At 70.4% G+C, this 14,483-nt stretch carries 13 protein-coding genes and 1 riboswitch; of the genes, 2 read left to right on the forward strand and 11 right to left on the reverse strand.

What is annotated here, in order from left to right:
* Positions 1–105: 105 nt before the first annotated feature.
* Positions 106–525, forward strand: coding sequence for a TOBE domain-containing protein (locus tag IE108_RS07825; RefSeq protein WP_064726809.1), 420 nt, complete (start codon positions 106–108; stop codon positions 523–525).
* 75 nt (positions 526–600) lie between these two features.
* Here IE108_RS07825 and gcvP read toward each other — a convergent pair whose 3' ends face one another.
* The gene (gene gcvP / locus IE108_RS07830; protein WP_064726810.1) at positions 601–3,486 is read right to left on the reverse strand and encodes an aminomethyl-transferring glycine dehydrogenase; all 2,886 of its coding nucleotides are present in this window, start codon (positions 3,484–3,486) and stop codon (positions 601–603) included.
* A gap of 174 nt (positions 3,487–3,660) precedes the next feature.
* A riboswitch (glycine riboswitch) is annotated at positions 3,661–3,756 on the reverse strand.
* Between the two features lie 137 nt (positions 3,757–3,893).
* Here gcvP and IE108_RS07835 point away from each other — a divergent pair.
* Positions 3,894–4,271, forward strand: coding sequence for a PRC-barrel domain-containing protein (locus IE108_RS07835; protein WP_064726811.1), 378 nt, complete (start codon positions 3,894–3,896; stop codon positions 4,269–4,271).
* A gap of 21 nt (positions 4,272–4,292) precedes the next feature.
* Here the strand turns inward: IE108_RS07835 and IE108_RS07840 are convergent, their stop codons facing one another.
* From IE108_RS07840 to clsA, 10 genes are all read right to left on the reverse strand, one after another.
* Positions 4,293–5,672, reverse strand: a complete 1,380-nt coding sequence (locus IE108_RS07840; protein WP_107420082.1) for a DNA polymerase IV — start codon at positions 5,670–5,672, stop codon at positions 4,293–4,295.
* A 59-nt stretch (positions 5,673–5,731) separates the two neighbouring features.
* Positions 5,732–6,415, reverse strand: a complete 684-nt coding sequence (locus tag IE108_RS07845; RefSeq protein ID WP_079163444.1) for a MerR family transcriptional regulator — start codon at positions 6,413–6,415, stop codon at positions 5,732–5,734.
* Between the two features lie 132 nt (positions 6,416–6,547).
* Positions 6,548–7,021: a bifunctional nuclease family protein gene (locus IE108_RS07850; protein ID WP_030189411.1), complete on the reverse strand. Its 474-nt coding sequence runs from the start codon at positions 7,019–7,021 to the stop codon at positions 6,548–6,550.
* A gap of 84 nt (positions 7,022–7,105) precedes the next feature.
* On the reverse strand, positions 7,106–7,843 hold the full coding sequence (gene ftsR, locus IE108_RS07855; RefSeq protein WP_064726813.1) for a transcriptional regulator FtsR: 738 nt from the start codon (positions 7,841–7,843) through the stop codon (positions 7,106–7,108).
* Positions 7,844–7,865: 22 nt separating this feature from the next.
* Positions 7,866–8,825, reverse strand: coding sequence for a zinc-ribbon and FHA domain-containing protein (locus tag IE108_RS07860; protein ID WP_079163445.1), 960 nt, complete (start codon positions 8,823–8,825; stop codon positions 7,866–7,868).
* A 61-nt stretch (positions 8,826–8,886) separates the two neighbouring features.
* The gene (locus tag IE108_RS07865) at positions 8,887–9,759 is read right to left on the reverse strand and encodes a DUF881 domain-containing protein (protein WP_064726815.1); all 873 of its coding nucleotides are present in this window, start codon (positions 9,757–9,759) and stop codon (positions 8,887–8,889) included.
* A 5-nt stretch (positions 9,760–9,764) separates the two neighbouring features.
* A complete protein-coding gene (locus IE108_RS07870) occupies positions 9,765–10,097 on the reverse strand; it encodes a small basic family protein (RefSeq protein WP_003977440.1) in 333 nt (110 codons plus the stop codon).
* Positions 10,094–10,930: a DUF881 domain-containing protein gene (locus IE108_RS07875; RefSeq protein WP_064726816.1), complete on the reverse strand. Its 837-nt coding sequence runs from the start codon at positions 10,928–10,930 to the stop codon at positions 10,094–10,096. Before IE108_RS07875 ends, IE108_RS07870 begins: the two co-directional genes overlap by 4 nt.
* A gap of 167 nt (positions 10,931–11,097) precedes the next feature.
* Positions 11,098–13,593 carry a mannose-1-phosphate guanyltransferase gene (locus IE108_RS07880; RefSeq protein ID WP_064726817.1) on the reverse strand — a complete coding sequence of 832 codons (2,496 nt, stop codon included), beginning with the start codon at positions 13,591–13,593 and terminating at the stop codon, positions 11,098–11,100.
* A 112-nt stretch (positions 13,594–13,705) separates the two neighbouring features.
* The gene (gene clsA / locus IE108_RS07885) at positions 13,706–14,314 is read right to left on the reverse strand and encodes a cardiolipin synthase ClsA (protein WP_064726818.1); all 609 of its coding nucleotides are present in this window, start codon (positions 14,312–14,314) and stop codon (positions 13,706–13,708) included.
* Positions 14,315–14,483 lie beyond the last annotated feature (169 nt).

A 14,483-nucleotide genomic window follows, 5' to 3' on the forward strand; every position in this document is an offset into this window, starting at 1 on the left:
CCAGGGCCGATTACTCCCCGTAACGCCCCGCATCGCCGCCGTCGTCGCGGCGAACACACCGCACCCGGACGCCGATCTCGACATATCGGGCGCTACGGTGCCCCCATGAGCCTGAGCATCCGCAACCAACTCCCCGGCACCGTCACGACCGTCACCCCGGGAGAGGCCATGGCCACCGTGAGGATCCGCCTCTCCGGCGGCCAGGACCTCACCTCGGCGATCACCCGGGACGCCGCGGAGGACCTCGCCCTCACCGCCGGGACCGCCGTCCGGGCCCTGGTGAAGTCGACGGAGGTCGCGCTGGCGGCCGGGCGTGTCCAGGGTCTGTCCATCCGCAACCAGCTGCCCGGCACGGTCACCGCGCTCACCTCGGGCGGCGCCATGGCGTCGGTCGGGATCGCCGTGGAGGGCGCCGCGCTGACCGCCGTCGTCACCAAGGAGGCGGCCGAAGACCTCGGCCTCTCCGTGGGCGCTCCCGTCGTCGCCCTGATCAAGTCGACGGAGGTGTCCCTCGCGACCCGGTGACATGAGAAGAGGCTCCGCACGGCGACCCGGTGGGCCGGCGCGGAGCCTCTCGTCGTACGGGATGTACGGGTGGGATCAGTCCTCGTAGGCGTCCAGCGGCGGGCAGGAGCACACGAGGTTGCGGTCGCCGAAGGCCTGGTCGATACGGCGCACCGGCGGCCAGTACTTGTCGGCGGCGGACACCCCGGCCGGGAAGACGGCCTCCTCGCGCGTGTACGCGTGGTCCCAGGCGCCGCCCAGGGCCGCGGCGGTGTGCGGGGCGCTCGCCAGCGGGTTGTCGTCGGCGGGCCAGCTCCCCGAGCCGACCTTCTCGATCTCCGCGCGAATGGCGATCATCGCCTCGCAGAACCGGTCCAGCTCGGCCAGGTCCTCGGACTCGGTCGGCTCGATCATCAGCGTGCCGGCGACGGGGAAGGACATCGTCGGGGCGTGGAAGCCGTAGTCGATCAGCCGCTTGGCGACGTCGTCGACGCTCACGCCGGTCGCCTTGGTCAGCGGACGCAGGTCGATGATGCACTCGTGCGCCACCAGACCGGCGGGGCCGGTGTACAGCACGGGGAAGTGCGGCTCCAGCCGCTTGGCGATGTAGTTGGCGGACAGCACGGCCACCTGCGTGGCGCGCTTGAGGCCCTCGCCTCCCATCAGCCGCACGTAGGACCATGAGATCGGCAGGATGCCGGCCGAGCCCCAGGGCGCCGCGGAGATGGGCCCGACGCCCGTCTGCGGGCCGGCCGCGGGCTGCATCGGGTGGTTGGGCAGGTACGGCGCCAGGTGCGACCGCACGGCCACCGGGCCGACGCCGGGACCGCCGCCGCCGTGCGGGATGCAGAACGTCTTGTGCAGGTTCAGGTGGGAGACGTCGCCGCCGAAGTGACCGGGCTTGGCCAGGCCGACCAGGGCGTTGAGGTTGGCGCCGTCCACGTAGACCTGGCCGCCGGCGTCGTGCACCCGGCCGCAGATGTCGGCGACGTGCTCCTCGAACACGCCGTGTGTGGACGGGTACGTGATCATCAGCACGGCCAGCTCGTCCCGGTGCTGCTCGATCTTGGCCCGCAGGTCCTCGATGTCGATCTCGCCGTCCCCGGCGGTCTTCACGACGACGACCTTCATGCCGGCCATGACCGCGCTGGCGGCGTTGGTGCCGTGCGCGGAGGACGGGATCAGGCAGACGGTGCGCTGGTCGTCACCGTTGGCCCGGTGGTACCCGCGTACGGCCAGCAGGCCGGCGAACTCGCCCTGCGACCCGGCGTTGGGCTGCAGCGAGACCTTGTCGTACCCGGTGACCTCGGCGAGCCGCTCCTCCAGCTCACGGATCAGGGTCAGGTAGCCCTGTGCCTGCTCGGCGGGGGCGAAGGGGTGCAGCGCGCCGAACTCCGGCCAGGTGACCGGCTCCATCTCGGTGGTGGCGTTGAGCTTCATGGTGCAGGAACCCAGCGGGATCATGCCGCGGTCCAGCGCGTAGTCCCGGTCGGCCAGGCGGCGCAGGTAGCGCAGCATCGCCGTCTCGGAGCGGTGCTGGTGGAAGACCGGGTGGGTGAGGAAGTCGTCGGTGCGCAGCAGCGCCTCGGGCAGCCCCTCCTCCGTCTCGGCGTCCAGGGCCTCGACGTCGCCCTCCACGCCGAAGGCGTGCCACACCCCGCCGGCCTGCGCGCGGGTGGTGGTCTCGTCGCAGGCGAAGGAGACGTGGTCGGCGTCGACGAGCCGCAGGTTGATGCCGTTGGCACGGGCGGCGTGGACGACCTCGGCGGCGCGCCCGGGGACGCGCGCGGTGACGGTGTCGAAGTAGGCGCCGTGCACGATCTCGACGCCCCCGGCGGCGAGGCCCGCGGCGATGACCGAGGCGTAGCGGTGCGTGCGGCGGGCGATGGCCCGCAGCCCCTCGGGACCGTGGTAGACGGCGTACATGCCGGCCATCACCGCGAGGAGGACCTGCGCGGTGCAGATGTTGCTGGTGGCCTTCTCGCGGCGGATGTGCTGCTCGCGGGTCTGGAGCGCCAGGCGGTAGGCCTTGTTGCCGTCCGCGTCGACCGAGACGCCGACGAGGCGGCCGGGCAGGCTGCGCGCGAACTTCTCGTGCACGGCCATGTAGCCGGCGTGCGGCCCGCCGAAGCCCATGGGCACGCCGAAGCGCTGGGTGGTGCCGACGGCGATGTCGGCGCCCAGCTCGCCGGGCGAGGTGAGCAGGGTGAGGGCGAGCAGGTCGGCGGCGACGGTGACGAGCGCGCCGAGCTCGTGCGCCCGGTCGACGAGCGGCTTGAGGTCCCGGACGGCACCGGAGGCGCCGGGGTACTGGACGAGGACGCCGTTGATCTCGCGCTCGGCGATCTCGGCCGGGATGCCGTCGCCGAGGTCGGCGACGACCACCTCGACGCCGGCGGGCTCGGCGCGGGTCTGGATCACGGCGACGGTCTGCGGCAGGGTGTCCGCGTCGACCAGGAAGAGGCCCTTCTTGTTCTTGCCCATGCGCCGGGAGAGCGCCATGGCCTCGGCGGCGGCGGTGCCCTCGTCCAGCAGCGAGGCCCCGGAGGTGGGCAGGCCGGTCAGCTCGGCGACCATGGTCTGGAAGTTGAGCAGGGCCTCCAGGCGCCCCTGGGAGATCTCGGGCTGGTACGGCGTGTACGCGGTGTACCAGGAGGGGTTCTCCATGACGTTGCGCAGGATGACCGGCGGGGTGAAGGTGCCGTAGTAGCCGAGGCCGATCATGGAGTCGAGGACCTGGTTGCGGTCGGCCAGCGAGCGCAGCTCCGCCAGCACCTCGGCCTCGGAGCGGGCACCCGGCAGGTCGAGCGCGTCGGCGTTCTTGATCACATCCGGTACCGCGGCGGCCGTCAGCTCGTCGAGCGAACCGTAACCGACCTGCGCGAGCATCTTGGCCCGGGCCTCGTGGTCGGGGCCGATGTGGCGCGTCTCGAACGGCGCTGCCTGTTCGAGTTCGGTGAGCGGAATGCGGTGGGCGGTCATTGCGGAGGCCTCCTGGTCTGACGACCTGCGAGGGGCACCACGGCGCGGGTACCCGGACGGCCTCCCCCTCTGTCATCTCAACCTGAGAGCTTCACCGGGGGCCCGAGGGCTTCCCGGCTTTCACCGTCGGTGAGAGCGGAAGCCGTCGACACCCGCTCTGCTTTCCAGAGTGACCTCGTCCGTGCGGTACGTGAGCCTGAGAGATTCCGGGGAGGATTTGCTCCTTCGGCGCCCCCGGTGATCTCCGGAGGACTCTCCCGCGCGGGGTCAGCAGCCGTTTGCCAGCGTACCAGCGAGCCCGCCGCACGGACCTTCGAGTGGCCGACCGGCCATATGTAGTTTTTTGTAGTACTTACGGATGAATCGGCGGCTGGTGTGCGACCCCAGTGCGAGCAAGTGGAGGGCCCGTGCGTACTGACATCGATCCGCGGAACCTGATAGGCCGCAAAGCGTTCGACCGCGACGGCGCCAGGATCGGCACGGTGGACGAGGTGTACCTCGACGACGCGACCGGCGTCCCCGAGTGGGCGGCCATCCGCACCGGCCTCTTCAGCCGGGACGCGTTCGTGCCCCTGGAGCCCAGCGAGCTGGTGGAGGGAACCCTCCGCGTGCCCTTCGCTCGCGCCCTGATCAAGGAGGCACCGGACTTCGGCGTCGGCCGCCACCTCTCGCCGGAACAGGAACTCCAGCTCTACCACCACTACGGCCTCGACGTGGCCGCCGCTCCCCCGCTCCCCGACCACGACTTCGGCAAGCTGGCGGGCAAGGGCAACGAGGAGGGCTGACTCCGCGGCCCGCGCGCACCGCTAGCCCGCGACCGGCCGGGCGGGGCCCTCTCCGGGTCTTCGCGCCTCGGACGCCACCAGGGGCAGCGGATCCGCCGGGGTCAGCTCGGGGTCGTCCATCGGGAACGTCCGCACCCGCCCCGTCCCGGAGTAGGGCGTCTCGAACCGCACCGTGACCCGTCCCAGCCCGCTGCCCTGCACCCAGCCGTGCCCGAACCGCGCGTGCCGCACGTCGTGCCCCGACGGCCAGCGGCGCTCCGCGGGCGCCGGACGGTGCTCGGCCGCGGGGTCGGCCGCCGGCTCCTCGGCCGGTTCCTCGCTCCGGCCGCCCGCCGCCTGCGCGAACAGGTCCTCCTGCGTGTAGTCGGCCAGGCCGCTGACGCCGACCCCGAGCAGCCGCACGCCGCCGGTGGTGTCCACCGAGTCCAGCAACCGCGCCGCCGCCTCCCGCACCACCGCCGGGTCGTCGGTGGGCCCGCGCAGCGTCTCGGAGCGCGTCAGCGTGGAGAAGTCGTACCTGCGCACCTTGAGCACGATGGTCCGCCCGGACAGCCCGGATCCCCGCAGCCGGCGCACACACCGGTCGGCGAGGCGGCCCACCTCCACGCCGACCCGCACCCGATCGTGGATGTCCACGTCGTAGGTGTCCTCGACCGAGACGGACTTGGTCTCCCGCTCGGCCACCACGGGCCGCTCGTCGAGCGCCAGGGCCATGGCGTACAGCCCGTGTCCGTGCGCCTTGCCCACCAGTCGGACCAGCTCGTCCTCGCCGGCCTCGGCCAGCTCCCCGACCGTGGTGATGCCGGCCCGGCGCAGATGGTCGCCGGTCGCCGGGCCGACGCCGGGCAGGGTCCGCACGGACATGGGCTCCAGCATGGCCCGCTCGGTCCCCGGCGGGATCAGCACCAGTCCGTCGGGCTTGGCCTCCTCGGAGGCGATCTTGGCCAGCATCTTGGAGGCGGCCAGTCCCACCGACCCGGTGAGGCCGGTGACGGCACGGATGTCGGCGCGCAGCCTGGTCCCGGCCTGCCGCGCCGACGCGGCGTCCCGGGCCGTCCCGCCGGCCTCCAGGTCCACGAAGGCCTCGTCCAGGCTCAGCGGCTCCACCAGCGGGGACAGCTCCCTGAGCAGCCGCATCACCTGCTCGCTGATCGACCGGTACAGCTCGAAGCGGGGGACGAGATAGGCGGCGTTGGGGGCGAGCCGTCTGGCCTGGCCCATCGGCATCGCCGAGTGGACGCCGAAGACCCGCGCCTCGTACGAGCAGGTGGCGACCACGCCACGGGGTCCGAGGCCGCCCACGACCACGGCTTTGCCGCGCAGACTCGGCTTGGACGCCTGCTCCACCGAGGCGAAGAAGGCATCCATGTCGAGATGCAGGATCGTGGGCGCGGTTCTCACATGTCCGATGCTGCCCTACGCCACTGACAACGCGTCCGGCACCGGCCGGACGGCGCCGCTCAGACCGCCTTGTTGCGGCGTCGCGCCAGCTCGTCCGCCGGATTGTGGCCGACCAGGGTCTCCCCCGTGTCGATCCGCTCCCCGTGCAGCTGGGACAACGCGCTCTCCACGTCCCGCCACACGACGCCGACGGCGATCCCGAAGATGCCCTGCCCGCCCTGGAGCAGGGCGTGCACCTCGTCGGGGGAGGTGCACTCGTAGACCGTGGCACCGTCGCTCATCAGCGTCATCCGCTCCAGGTCGCGGAAGCCGCGCTCCCGCAGGTGCTGGACGGCGGTGCGGATGTTCTGGAGGGAGACCCCGGTGTCCAGGAACCGCTTGACGATCTTCAGCACGACCACGTCGCGGAAGCTGTACAGGCGCTGCGTCCCGGAGCCGTGCGCGGGACGCACGCTGGGCTCGACGAGGCCCGTGCGGGCCCAGTAGTCGAGCTGCCGATAGGTGATCCCGGCGGCCGCGCAGGCCGTCGGTCCTCGGTAGCCGATCTGCTCGGACGCCATCGACGTCGCCCCTCCGCTGGTCGGCACGGCTGCCGGCCGCTGCGCACCGGGGTCGGGTGCGCCGGCCTGCTGCGCGTACCCCCCGCCCGTGCGGAGCCGAGAGCCCTGGGGAGGGTACGGACCACTCACCCCGAGACCGCGCCCGGGGCCACCCCCAGCCGTACCGTCGCCGCTGATCCTCACGCCGACCTCCGTCCTTGACCTGCCTCCTCGAAGGTAGGCAGTCACCAAGGGTGCGTCAACGATCGCCACACTCGGCACGCCGAGTGATAATCACCCCAGGAGTGGTTTCGCGTGCCCCGGTTCGGGGAAATGCTACTGGTTGCTCGTCCCGAAGTCCTCCGGCGAGATCTGGTCGAGGAACTCGCGGAACTTCTCCACCTCGTCCTCCTGCTCGTCCGGGATCGCGATGCCCGCGTCGTCGAGGACCGTGTCACTGCCGTAGATCGGCGTCCCGGTGCGCAGGGCCAGCGCTATGGCGTCCGACGGCCTGGCGCTGACCTCGACTCCGCTGGCGAAGACCAGCTCGGCGTAGAACACCCCGTCGCGCAGGTCGGTGATGCGTACCTCGGTGAGCTCCTGGCCGACGGCTTCCAGCACGTCCTTGAACAGGTCGTGGGTCAGCGGCCGCGCCGGAGCCATGCCCTGCTGGGCGAAGGCGATCGCCGTCGCCTCACCCGGTCCGATCCAGATGGGGAGGTAGCGGTCGCCCCCCACCTCGCGCAGCAGCACGATCGGTTGGTTGGAGGGCATCTCGACCCGGACACCTACGACATCGAGCTCGTTCACACAGCAACCCTAGGCCGTGCCCGGGACGTTTGGGTAGTCGGGCCGGGATCGGCTGGGCGATCCGGGGCTCCGAGCAGCAGCGATTCAGGGAAGCCGCACGCCGAGCGCGGTCTGTACCAGTGCCGCGTGGAGCTGGACCGCGAGGCCCGCCAGCTCCTTGGTGCGCGCTTCGGCGTGCGCCCTGGTCTGGGGGTTGCGGTGTCGTTTCAGCGGGGCGACCACCTGGTCCACGAGGCCGGCGTCCCGGTCGGCGGCCGCCTTCATGACCCGCAGGTGCCGCGGCTCGATTCCGAAGCGGCCCAGCTGCACGACCAGCGACGCCACGGTGACCGCCTCCGCGTCGTAGGCGCCGTCCGGCAGCGGGGAGAGGAGCCCGTAGGACTCCCACTCCTTCAGCTCGCGGTCCTCGACACCGGCCGCGGCGAGCAGCTCGTCCCGCCCGATCCGGCCCACCGTCGGGCCGGGTGCCGCCGCCTCCGCGGTCTCCCCGTCCCGCTGCGGGCCGACCGTCGGAAGTGGCACCGCCTCACCGCGCTCCACGGCGTCCAGGTGTTCCCGGATGACCTTGAGCGGCAGGTAGTGGTCGCGCTGCATCCGCAGGACCTGTCCCAGCCGCTCCACGTCACGGGCGCTGAACTTGCGGTACCCGGCCGGGGTCCGCCGCGGCTCGACGAGTCCCTCGGACTCCAGGAAACGGATCTTGGAGATGCTGATGTCGGGGAACTCGTCACGCAGCACGTTCAACACCGTGCCGATGCTCATCAGCCCACTGTCCGTGGCGGCGGCGCCGTGACCGGCGCCGCCGCTCGGTGTATGCAGCATGGACCTTCCCTGGAGGTTCGGGTCAGTAACCCCGCTGGCTCGCGTAGAACACCAGCCGGTACTTGCCGATCTGCACCTCGTCACCATTCGACAGGGCGACCTGGTCGATGCGCTCCCGGTTGACGTACGTACCGTTCAGGCTGCCCACGTCGGCGACCGTGAAGGAGCCGTCCGGACTGCGGCGGAACTCCACGTGCCGGCGCGAGACGGTCACGTCGTCCAGGAAGATGTCGCTCTGCGGGTGACGCCCGGCGGTGGTCAGCTCGCCGTCCAGCAGGAAGCGGCTGCCCGAGTTCGGTCCGCGGCGCACCACCAGGAGCGCGGAGCCGAGCGGCAGCGCGTCGACGGCGGCCTGCGCCTCGGGCGAGAGCGCCGGCACGGCCGTCTGACCGGTGACCTCGGCGTCGTAGGCCTCTATGCCGGAGATGGAGATCGTCGAGGTCGTCTCGGAGGCACGCTCCGGAACCGCCCCGGCACGCAGCGGAGCGCCGCAGTTGGAGCAGAAGCGGCTGTTCTCCGCGTTGCGGTTGCCGCACCTCGTACACACCAGGGCCGACATGGACGGATCCTCCTGCCGCGGCTGCCCCGCCGGGGCGTTCGACGCGTACGGGTCGGGGGTGAACCCTCCACCCGTACCTGAGGTCGACGGTTGCCCGAAACCTATGCCGCCGGACTGTGCAGGGTCAACAGACGGCGCGCCCTGACCACCGGAAATGTCCCCGCCGGGACCACCCACCTGGTCCCGGAACATCGGGCGCCGGCCCTCCGCGTCGGGCTGGGCGCGATGACGCGCGGTCGCGTTGTCGCTGCCCTCTCGCGCGCTCTTGCCGAACAACTTCGCAAACAACTTCACGGGCGATTCCCCTTGACCGAAACAGACCCGCCCGTGGGGCAGGACGAACCCTGACTGACCGTACTGGCCGACCCGGACATCTTCACAACGTCCGTCTCCACCAGACAGTTTCCACCACGCACCGCCCAATCGGTGCGCCGACCCCCCGCAACCTCATGCCCTCGCCGGATGGCCCCCATGCACCGCCGGTTCACTGGGAGGACGACCGAGCGTAGTCAGGCCGCTCCGCCGCTCGCAAGGCGTCCACGACGATCTTGCTCGACCGCTCAACAGTAACGGTGGCCTGTTCCTTTTCCAGAGTCTGCACCACGCCTCCAGGAATGTTGAGAGCCGGTTCGAGATCCTGCGGCTTGCCGATGACCTGGAAACGATAGGGCGCGTTGATCTTGTTCCCGTCCACGCTCACGGACTTGTCGGAGTCTGCGAGATAGGTGCCGGCGACGACCCGCACGCCGTTCACCTGGATCGCCTCCGCGCCCGCCGCACGCAGCTCCTGGATCGCGTCGAGCAGCATGTCGGCCTCGACCGCTCCCTTCGTGTCCTCGATCGTCACCGTGATACCGGGCCCCTGCGCGGCCACGGTGCCCGCGAGGATGCCCAGTTGCCGCTCCTTCTCCAGCGTCTGCTTGCGGGCCTCTTCCGCCTGGTCGGAGCTGTTCTCCAGCTCGTCGCGCTGCTTCTCGAGACCCTGCTTCTCGTCTTCAAGACGCTGAGTACGGTCGTCCAGTTCATCGAGGATGCGCACCAGATCCTCCTGCCGCGCACCGCGCAGCGCGCCGTCGCTCTCGCTGTTCGACGCCACTTGGACGGCCAGGCCGAAGCCGAGCCCGAACAGCAGCAGCGCGACGATGAGTTGGGCCCTGGTCAGACGCGGCGGCCACAGGCCCTTGCGCAGCCGCTCCCGGCCGCTCGGCCCGTCCTGCGCCGGCCGGGGCCCTTCCGGGGCACCGCCCGACGGCTCCCCGCCCGCCGGAGTCCCGGAGACGGGCGTCCGTGCCGATGGCACCTCGTCGGGCAGTTCCTTGCGCAGCCGGTGCGCGGACTGCTCGTCGTGTTCATTCATCGGCCTCACGCCCGGAAGACGTGGCGTCGGATCGCCGCGGCGTTCGAGAAGATCCGGATGCCGAGGACGACCACGACACCGGTGGACAGCTGCGCGCCGACGCCCAGCTTGTCGCCCAGGAACACGATCAGCGCGGCCACGACCACGTTCGACAGGAACGACACGACGAAGACCTTGTCGTCGAAGATGCCGTCGAGCATGGCCCGCAGACCACCGAAGACGGCGTCCAGCGCCGCCACGACGGCGATCGGCAGATACGGCTCCACGGCCGCCGGCACCTCGGGCCGGACCAACAGTCCGGCCACGACTCCCACGACGAGGCCCAGTACGGCGATCACGATGTGCCCTTCTCGGTTATCGGCTGTGCTGTACGTACGATCACACTCGGCGCGGCGGGCAGCCGCAGGTCCTCGGCCGCGGAGATGGCCGTGCGGATGCCGTAGTTCTCCTGGAGAGCGTGCAGGTACAGCCCGTCGGCGCTGTCCTGGAACGTGGTGCTCAGCCGCTCGCCGTCCCCCACCGCGAGCACCGTGTACGGCGGCACCAGCGGCCTGTTGTCGACCAGTATCGCGTCACCGGCGGCCCTGATCGCCGACAGCGCCGTCAGCCGCTGTCCGTTGATGGAGACCGCCTCGGCGCCCGACTCCCACAGCCCGTTGACGACGCGCTGCATGTCGCGGTCCCGGATCCGGCCGGTGTCGGAGAACCCGGAGGTGCCGCGCGGCTGCCCGTCACCGCCCGTGCCGGCATCCTTGGCGTCGTCCACGACGAGTTTCACACCCGGCCCGTGCACCTCGACCGCGCCCGACAGGACGCCCATCAGGTCGGCCCGGTCGCCGCCGCCGCTCTTCTCCAGCGCCTCGCGCTGCCGCGCACCGACCTCGCCGCGCAGTTCGTCGACGCTCTTCTCCAGCTCGTCGGCCGCGGAGGTCTCCCCCTCGATGCGGTCGATCAGCTCTTCGCGCTCCTTGGCGACCACCGGCGCGGCGACCCGTGCCTGCGCCGCGCCGACCGTGACGACCAGTGCGGCCAGTACGAGGCCGGCGGCCAGTCCGAGCTTGGCCCGCAGGGTCTTCGGCATACCGCCGCCGCCCTCGGCCTGCTTCCGCGCGGCGGCCTCGGCGTAGCCGTCGTCGAGGCTGTGGTCCATGACGTTGGTGAGCAAGGACATGGACGCGTCCGGGCGTGCGGGCCGCGTGGATGTGCTCCGAACGGGGGGTTGCTGCGGCATGTCGCACATCGTCGCACGCCGCCGCCACTACCTCCGAACGGCCCCACCGGCGTGCCGGACAGGCCCCCTTGGGGACACTTGTCCGGCACGCACGCGTGCGGGGTGTTCTACCGGCCCGCGCTGTCCACCACAGCGGCCCACTCGTCGAGCAGAGCCTGCGCGGAGGTGTCGTCGGGGCCCTCGGCCCACAGATGCGTCACGGCTTCCGCCGGGTCGGGCAGTACCATCACCCAGCGCCCGTCCGCCTCCACCACACGCACACCGTCGGTGGTGTCGACGGATCGGTCGCCAGCGGCTTCGACGACACGCCGCATCACGAGCCCCTTGACGGCCCACGGAGTCGCCAGGTCCCGCTTGAGGACGTGCGCCCGCGGGATCCGCGCGTCGATCTGGCTGAGCGTGAGCTGGGTACGGGCGACCAGCCCGATCAGCCGCACGAACGCCGCCGTGCCGTCGTAGACGCTGCTGAACTCGGGGACGATGAAGCCGCCCTTGCCGTCACCGCCGAAGATGGCCCCTTCCTCGCCTCCGACCCGCGTCAGGTCGTCCGGAGAGGTGGTCGTCCACTCGACCTGCGTCCCGTGGTAGGCGGCGACCTGCTCGGCGATCCGGGTCGTCGTCACCGGCAGCGCGACCCGGCCGCTGCGGCGCTCGGCCGCGATCAGGTCGAGCAGCACCAGCAGCGCCCGGTCGTCCTCGATGATGCTGCCCTTCTCGTCGACGAGCGACAGCCGCTCGCCGACCGGGTCGAACCGCACGCCGAAGGCCGCCCGGGAGGACGCCACGATCTCCCCGAGCCGCACCAGCCCCGCCCGCCGCACCTCGGCGGTCTCGGTGGGCCTGGACTCGTCGAGGCCCGGATTGATGGTCAGCGAGTCCACCCCGAGCTTGCCGAGCAGGCTGGGCAGCACCAGCCCCGCGCTGCCGTTCGAGGCGTCGACGACCACCTTGAGCCCGGACTCCGCGATCCCCGTGATGTCGATGTTCCGCAGCAGCGATCCGGTGTACGAGTCGAAGACGCTCGACGGGAAGTGCAGATCCCCGATCTCTCCCGGGAACGCCCGCCGGTACTCCTGCCGCGCGAACACCCGGTCGAGCTTGCGCTGGCTGCCCTGCGACAGGTCGGCGCCCTGGCCGTCGAAGAACATGATGTCGACGGAGTCCGGCACACCGAGCGTGGTCCGGATCATGATCCCGCCGGCGCTGCCGCGCGCGGTCTGCTGCCGAGCGACGGGCAGCGGTACGTTCTCCAGGTCCCGTACGTCGATGGCGCTGGCCTGCAGCGCGGAGATCACCGCCCGCTTCAGCGCACGGGCACCGCGCGAGTGGTCGCGGGCAGTGGTGACGGTGGACCCCTTCTTGAGGGTCGTCGCGTAGGCGCCCGCCAGGCGGACCGCCAGCTCCGGCGTGATCTCCACGTTCAGGATTCCGGAGACGCCACGCGCGCCGAAGAGGTGCGCCTGGCCCCGGGACTCCCAGATGACCGAGGTGTTGACGAAGGCTCCGGCCTCGATGGTCTTGAACGGGTAGACCCGCACATTGCCCTGGATGATCGATTCTTCGCCGACCAGGCATTCGTCGCCGATGACCGCGCCGTCCTCGATCCGCGCGGCGCGCATGATGTCGGTGTTCTTGCCGACGACGCAGCCTCGGAGATTGCTCTGCGGACCGACGTAGACGTTGTCCGCGACGACGGCCTTGTGGAGAAAGGCGCCGCTCTTGACGACGACGTTGGAACCCACGACGGTGTGTTCGCGGATTTCAGCGCCGGCCTCGACCTTGGCGTAGTCGCCGATGTAGAGCGGCCCGCGGAGCACGGCGTCGGGGTGCACCTCGGCGCCTTCCGCCACCCATACGCCCGGGGAGAGCTCGAAGCCGTCGATGTCGACGTCGACCTTGCGCTCGAGAACGTCGGCCTGGGCCTTCACATAGCTCTCGTGCGTGCCGACGTCCTCCCAGTAGCCCTCGGCGACATAGCCGTAGACGGGCTTGCCTTCCTTCATCAGCTGGGGGAAGACGTCACCGGACCAGTCCACGGGCACGTCCGGGTCGACGTAGTCGAAGACCTCGGGCTCCATGACGTAGATACCGGTGTTCACGGTGTCCGAGAAGACCTGGCCCCAGGTCGGCTTCTCGAGGAAGCGCTCGACCTTGCCCTCCTCGTCGACGATCGTGATGCCGAATTCCAGCGGGTTGGGCACGCGTGTCAGACACACGGTGACGAGCGCGCCCTTTTCCTTGTGGAAATTGATCAGGTCGGTGAGGTCGAAGTCGGTCAGGGCATCACCGGAAATCACGAGGAAGGCATCGTCCTTCAGTGCCTCCTCGGCGTTCTTGACGCTTCCGGCGGTACCGAGTGGCTTCTCCTCATTGGCATAGGTGAGCTCCATCCCGAGCTCTTCGCCGTCACCGAAGTAGTTCTTGACCAGGGAGGCCAGGAATTGCACGGTGACGACGGTCTCGTTGAGCCCATGCCTTTTCAGCAGCCTCAGCACATGCTCCATGATCGGCCGGTTGGCCACCGGCAGGAGCGGCTTGGGCATGCTCGAGGTCATGGGACGAAGGCGCGTGCCTTCGCCTCCAGCCATCACGACGGCCTTCATGTCGGAAGCGTCCTCCTCTAAGAGACGACGGTTGAGCCGACTTCACCCGTCCAGGGTCCCGCACTTTTCCAGCGCGGGCCATCCGGCCACTGGGGCCGCACATTCAGCGAGTTCAATCGGCAGCTACGTCCGCACGGACCAGTCGGCGGACCTGCACCACGTAGAGAACACCTGCCCACCAGTACAGGGTTGTACCCCATCCGGCGAACGCCCATCCGAAAACTGCGGCGAGTGACGCGATCCACCCGCTGCCGTCGCTGAGCAGCAGCAGGGGGAAGGCGTACATGAGGTTGAAGGTGGCGGCCTTGCCCAGGAAGTTCACCTGCGGCGGCGGATAGCCGTGCTTCCGCAGGACGCCCACCATCACGAGCAGAACCGCCTCACGGGCGAGAAGTACAAGCGTCAACCAGAGCGGGAGGATCTCCCGCCAGGTGAGACCCACCAGGGTCGACAGGATGTAGAGCCGGTCGGCCGCGGGGTCCAGGAGCCGGCCGAGGTTGCTGATCTGGTTCCAGCGCCGGGCGAGCTTGCCGTCCAGGTAGTCGCTGATGCCGCTGAGAGCCAGGACCAGGAGCGCCCATCCGTCGCTCTGCGGGCCGCCGAACTCGGGGCGGAGGATGAGCCACAGGAAGAGCGGCACGCCGGCGAGGCGCGCCATGCTCAGGATGTTCGGGATGGTGAGGACCCGGTCGGTCTGCACGCGGGTCTCCTGGACCTCCACGCGGGGGCCTCCTGGTGGGAAACGAGTCAATGATGCTCACTGACCTTACCTCAACGCAAAAAAGCTCTGGCTCTTGGGCTGCGTGCCCAAGAGCCAGAGCTCTAAGAGGAGTTCGGCGGCGTCCTACTCTCCCACAGGGTCCCCCCTGCAGTACCATCGGCGCTGTAAG

The organism is Streptomyces parvulus (assembly GCF_014648855.1).
In the GTDB taxonomy this organism is placed as follows: Bacteria; Actinomycetota; Actinomycetes; order Streptomycetales; family Streptomycetaceae; genus Streptomyces; species Streptomyces parvulus.